The sequence below is a fragment of the Bacillus sp. 7884-1 genome (assembly GCF_002272245.1).
Taxonomy (GTDB): Bacteria; Bacillota; Bacilli; order Bacillales; family Cytobacillaceae; genus Neobacillus.
On sequence record NZ_NPDD01000070.1, the window covers coordinates 1 to 5,776 of the forward strand.

Consider the following 5,776-nt stretch of genomic DNA (forward strand, 5'->3'; position numbering starts at 1 on the left):
CAGAGTGCCAAAATCATTAATTCTTTTAACACACAGTTATTAATTACAGTCTTTTTTCTAGCTCGGCTTTCTTTTCTTCGAAGCCTGGTTTGCCTAATAAAGCAAACATGTTTACTTTGTATGCTTCGACTCCTGGCTGGTCGAATGGATTTACTCCTAGGAGGTATCCGCTCATTGCACATGCCTTTTCGAAGAAATAGACTAGGTAGCCAAATGTGTATTCATCCATTTCAGGAATGGATACGATTAAGTTTGGTACGCCTCCATCTGTATGTGCAAGCATTGTTCCTTGGAATGCTTTATTGTTTACAAAGTCAACGGATTGTCCTGCTAAATAATTTAAGCCGTCTAAATCACTATCTGCCTCTTCAATCGTCAATTCATGGCGTGGTTTTTCCACCTTAATGACTGTTTCAAACAAATCACGGCGGCCTTCTTGTACATATTGTCCTAAAGAATGTAGATCGGTTGAGAAGTTAGCGGAAGAAGGGTAAATTCCTTTTTGGTCTTTTCCTTCACTCTCTCCAAATAGTTGCTTCCACCATTCAGAAAAGTACTGAAGTCCAGGCTCATAATTGATTAACATTTCAATCGTTTTCCCTTTATTATAAAGAGCATTTCTAACCGCAGCATATTGGTAAGCAGGATTTTCATCTAGCTCTGAATGGCCGTAGTCTTCTTGTGCTTTAGCAGCCCCCTGCATCATCTTATCAATGTCCGCACCACTTACAGCGATAGGAAGTAAGCCAACTGCTGTTAACACTGAATAACGTCCGCCAATATCATCTGCGATCACAAATGATTCATATCCTTCTTCATTGGCCAAGGTTTTCAATGCACCTCTTGCCTTGTCTGTTGTTGCATAGATTCTCTTCTTTGCTTCTTCAGCACCATACTTTTCCTCAAGAAGTTTACGGAAGATTCTAAAGGCAATCGCTGGCTCCGTTGTCGTTCCAGACTTTGAAATAACATTGACGGAAAAGTCTATTCCATCAAGGAGATCCATAACATCTCTCATATAGGTGGAACTAATATTATTGCCAACAAAAATAATTTGTGGTGTTTGACGCTTTTCTTTTGGCAGGGCATTGTAGAAGCTATGCTGAAGCATTTCAATCGCTGCTCTTGCTCCTAAATACGATCCGCCAATTCCAATCACAAGGAGCACGTCTGAATCGGATTTGATTTTTTCCGCCGCTTTTTTAATACGTGAGAACTCTTCCTTATCATAGTTGGTAGGAAGGTCTATCCAGCCTAAATAGTCACTTCCTGCTCCTGTTTGCTCATGCAGGGAATGGTGGGCAACCTTCACGGCGTCGCGTAAATATGTAATCTCATGTTCTGCAAAGAAGGCTAACGCTTTTGAATAATCAAAACGTATGTGTGTCATGTATGTAATCCTCCAATATTTTATTTTCATTTCTCACTTTAACGAATGCTGGACAGATTATCAAGAATAGGCTTCCCTTGTAAGCGTACCCATTTTCGCCAATTTTTTTACATGTTAAAGAATTTGTCGAAAAAGAAAAACGAGCATTAAAAAATGCCCGTTATTTTTTACAGTGACTCACGGTAAATCGTTACTACATCTTCTCTATTCAATTTCGTAAAGTTGCCGAATTCACCGTACACCATTGCTTTGTCAGCCATCAAGTCAATTTTGCTGTCATCGATATTATAGTCAGCTAAACGCGCAGGTGCTCCAATACTGTTCCAGTACTCACGTAATTTTTGAATACCTGCGAGGCCAGCTTCCTCAGCACTTTTCCCTTCTGGATTAACCCCAAACACTCTGAGCGCGAGCTGTTTAAAGCGCTCTGGTTTTACCTTAAGATTATGTTTCATCCAGTGAGGAAATAAAATTGCAAGACCCCCGCCATGAGGGATGTCATATACAGCTGAAACGGCATGTTCAAGATTATGGGTAGCCCAATCGCCGCGATAACCCATATTTAAAATACCGTTTAAAGCCATTGTCCCATTATAAAGAATGGTTGCTCGATGGTCATAACTCTCTAAGTCCTCAAGCAATTTAGGTGCAGTTTCCATTATCGTAATCAGTAAGGATTCACACATACGATCCTGGAATAATGTATTCTCCTCCAAATGAAAATAATGCTCTAATACATGGGACATCATATCGACAATTCCATAAATCGTCTGATCTCTTGGAACGGAAAAAGTATGTACGGGATCTAGAATCGAGAATTTCGGAAAGGTAAGCGGACTTCCCCAGCCGTATTTTTCGTTCGTTTCCCAATTGGTGATAACCGATCCAGAATTCATTTCTGAACCTGTTGCTGCTAATGTCAAAACAGTACCAAAAGGCAGTGCATCAGTTACGGTTGCTTTCTTTATGACCAAGTCCCATGCATCTCCGTCATATTTTGCGCCTGCGGCAATTAACTTCGTACAATCGATAACACTGCCCCCGCCAACGGCTAAAAGGACGTCAATCCCTTCCTTTTTACATATTTCTACTCCCATACGTGCTGTTGTAATTCGAGGATTCGGTTCTACCCCCGGTAATTCAAAAACCTGTGCATCAATTTCTTTCAGTAGGTTGATCACCTTGTCATAAAGACCGCTGCGTTTAATGCTGCCGCCGCCATAAACTACTAACACCTTTTGTCCATAAAGAGGTATTTCCTTTTTTATTTGCTCAAGCTGTCCTTTACCAAAAATTAATTTGGTCGGATTCCAAAATGTGAAATTTTGCATGAAGTGCACCATCCTTTCACATCCCATTATTATTTAAAAAAATTTATTTTGCAAAGATATAGAAATGAATATTTATATACATTTATCTTCAATCTAATAGTGAACATAAATTCGATAGGAGGAATCCTGCTTGAGTACGATTCAAAGAATTGCTTTAATTCTTACAATCATTGGTGCTATTAATTGGGGATTAATTGGTTTTTTTGGATTTAATTTAGTTGAAGCCATTTTTGGTGATAATTCAGCACTATCAAGAATTATTTATGGCTTAGTGGGAATCGCTGGACTTATTAATCTTGGACTTCTCTTCAAGCCAAATGAAGCGTATGTAAGGGATCCAGAAACGGAAACTACAAGATAAAGATATAAGAAAATCCTTGCATTGGTATCGCAAGGATTTTTTTATATCCATCCTCTAAATTCTGAGGCTTCTACTAATTTTCTAACCCCAACCATATAAGCAGCAACACGTAAATTTACATTGTGATTTTTTGAGATAGCATAAATTTGTTGAAATGCACTGACCATCTTCACACGTAATTTATCTGTTACTTCTTTTTCATCCCAATAATAGCCTTGCTTATTCTGAACCCATTCAAAATAGGAGACAGTCACTCCTCCAGCTCCCGCCAAAACATCAGGAACAAGCAGTATGCCACGTTCAGAAAGAATCCTGGTTGCTTCCCTGGTTGTAGGGCCATTGGCAGCTTCCACTACTATCTTGGCCTTTATATTTTGAGCATTTTTAGCAGTAATTTGATTGGAGGTCGCTGCTGGTACAAGAATATCACATTCTTGTTCAAGCAATTCCTCATTGGTAATGACACCGTCAAAAAGACTAGTTACTGTACCAAAACTGTCACGGCGCTGAAGTAAATAATCAATATTTAGGCCATCTGGGTCGTAAAGGGCGCCATAAACATCAGAAATCCCAACGACAATGGCCCCAGATTGGTGCATAAATTTTGCAATGGAACTGCCAGCGTTACCAAATCCCTGTACAATGATACGGGCACCCTTTAGCGAAAGACCTCTGATCTTTGCAGCTTCTTCTACACAGATTGCTGCTCCCAGTGCCCCTGCTTCTTCCCTTCCTTCTGACCCACCAAGCATGAGTGGCTTTCCCGTTATAAAGCCAGGAGAGTCAAACTTACGGAGACGACTATATTCATCCATCATCCAGGCCATAATCTGAGAATTTGTATACATATCTGGTGCCGGGATATCTTTCGTTGGACCCACAACTTGACTAATGGAACGTACATAACCGCGGCTTAGGCGTTCAAGTTCACCAAATGAAAGAGTTCGAGGATTACATAGGATCCCTCCCTTTCCGCCTCCAAACGGTAAATCAGCAATTCCACATTTCAAGCTCATCCACATAGACAATGCCTTTATTTCATCTTCATTAATCTTAGGATGAAAACGAACACCACCGATTGTCGGTCCAACTGAATCATTGTGATGAGCTCTAAAGCCAGTAAAAACTTTAACCGACCCATCATCCATCCGAACCGGAATCCTCACATTCAACATTCTAATAGGTTCTTTCAACATCTCAAATGCATTTTCTGTAAACCCCAGCCTTTTTAAAGCATCATGAATAACAATCTGCGTGGAGGTAAGAAGATTTAAGTTCTCTTTCTCTTTATCATTTTCACCTGCCCGATTTGTTACATCATTCTTCCCCATTCTGGCACCTCAGCTTTTTTTCATTTAGGCAAGCACTTTATTGATACGCTCTATTGCCCAATCTAATTCTTCTTGGTTGATAATCAAAGGAGGGGCGAAACGAATCACAGTATCATGCGTTTCCTTGCATAAAATCCCTTGCTCCTTTAATTCTTCACAATATTTTCGTGCTGGTTCTGTTAATTCTACCCCGATAAACAAACCGCGGCCTCTTACTTCTTTAATCCTTGGATTATGAATTTCTTTTAATTTGCTTACAAAATATTCGCCTAATTCCAATGATTTATCGGAGAGTTTTTCGTCAATCAGAACATCCAGAGCAGCTATTGATACTGCACATGCAAGTGGATTGCCTCCGAAGGTAGAACCATGAGAACCTGGATTAAATACACCTAAAATGTTATTATTTGCAACTACACATGAGATGGGGAAAACACCGCCGCCAAGCGCTTTACCAAGGATATACATATCAGGCTCTATTCCTTCCCATTCACACGCAAACATTTTTCCGGTACGAGCTAAGCCAGCTTGAATCTCATCTGCAATAAAGAGAACATTATTTTCTTTACATAAGTCAAAGGCAGCTTTCATAAAGCCTTCAGGTGGAATAACAATTCCCGCTTCTCCTTGAATTGGTTCAATTAAAAATGCTGCAGTATTGGCGGAAATAGCAGATTTTAAAGCTTCTAAATCTCCATAGGGAATAAGTTTTATTCCTGGAAGCATTGGTCCAAATCCTCGTTTATATTCAGCTTCAGAGGATAAGGAAACGGCCGTCATCGTTCTGCCATGGAAATTGCCTATACAAGCGATAATTTCTGCTTGGTTCTCAGCTACCCCCTTTACATCATAGGACCAGCGGCGCGCTGCTTTAATTGCTGTTTCGACTGCCTCAGCACCTGTATTCATTGGAAGCGCCATTTCTTTTCTTGTTAATTTGCAAATTTTTTCATACCAAGGTCCTAATTGGTCATTATGAAAGGCACGAGAAGTTAACGTTACCTTATCAGCTTGATCCTTTAATGCTTGAATAATTTTTGGATGGCGATGGCCTTGGTTAACTGCAGAATAAGCACTCAACATATCCATATATTTATTTCCTTCAGGATCCTCTACCCAAACTCCTTCAGCACGTGAAATAACAATTGGAAGCGGGTGGTAATTATGTGCCCCGTATTTTTCAGTTTGTTCTATTAAGCCTTTAGATTTCTTTTCTGCAGCCATTAAACTTTTCCTCCGTTTCAAAGGTGAGTTATGTACATACTTATTGTAGCCGAGCATTGAAAAAGAATGAACAGATACTGCAAAAATCTTTTTTAAAATATAGGCTGTGTTAAATTGGGCTGTTGATTTGTGCTACAGG

Annotated in this window: 5 protein-coding genes; 1 reads left to right on the top strand and 4 read right to left on the bottom strand. The window is 39.8% G+C overall.

Annotated features, from left to right (window positions below):
• Positions 1-43: 43 nt before the first annotated feature.
• The gene (locus CHI06_RS09670; RefSeq protein ID WP_095248342.1) at positions 44-1,390 is read right to left on the bottom strand and encodes a glucose-6-phosphate isomerase; all 1,347 of its coding nucleotides are present in this window, start codon (positions 1,388-1,390) and stop codon (positions 44-46) included.
• 167 nt (positions 1,391-1,557) lie between these two features.
• Positions 1,558-2,721, bottom strand: a complete 1,164-nt coding sequence (locus CHI06_RS09675) for an iron-containing alcohol dehydrogenase (RefSeq protein ID WP_095248343.1) — start codon at positions 2,719-2,721, stop codon at positions 1,558-1,560.
• Positions 2,722-2,851: 130 nt separating this feature from the next.
• On the opposite strand from CHI06_RS09675, the gene CHI06_RS09680 reads away from it, so the two are divergent.
• Entirely contained in the window at positions 2,852-3,082 is a 231-nt protein-coding gene (locus tag CHI06_RS09680) for a DUF378 domain-containing protein (protein WP_095248344.1), read from the top strand.
• A 41-nt stretch (positions 3,083-3,123) separates the two neighbouring features.
• Here CHI06_RS09680 and CHI06_RS09685 read toward each other — a convergent pair whose 3' ends face one another.
• Together CHI06_RS09685 and CHI06_RS09690 are read right to left on the bottom strand one after the other, a co-directional pair.
• Positions 3,124-4,413 carry a Glu/Leu/Phe/Val family dehydrogenase gene (locus CHI06_RS09685; protein ID WP_095248345.1) on the bottom strand — a complete coding sequence of 430 codons (1,290 nt, stop codon included), beginning with the start codon at positions 4,411-4,413 and terminating at the stop codon, positions 3,124-3,126.
• A gap of 24 nt (positions 4,414-4,437) precedes the next feature.
• Positions 4,438-5,637, bottom strand: a complete 1,200-nt coding sequence (locus CHI06_RS09690; RefSeq protein ID WP_095248346.1) for an ornithine--oxo-acid transaminase — start codon at positions 5,635-5,637, stop codon at positions 4,438-4,440.
• Positions 5,638-5,776 lie beyond the last annotated feature (139 nt).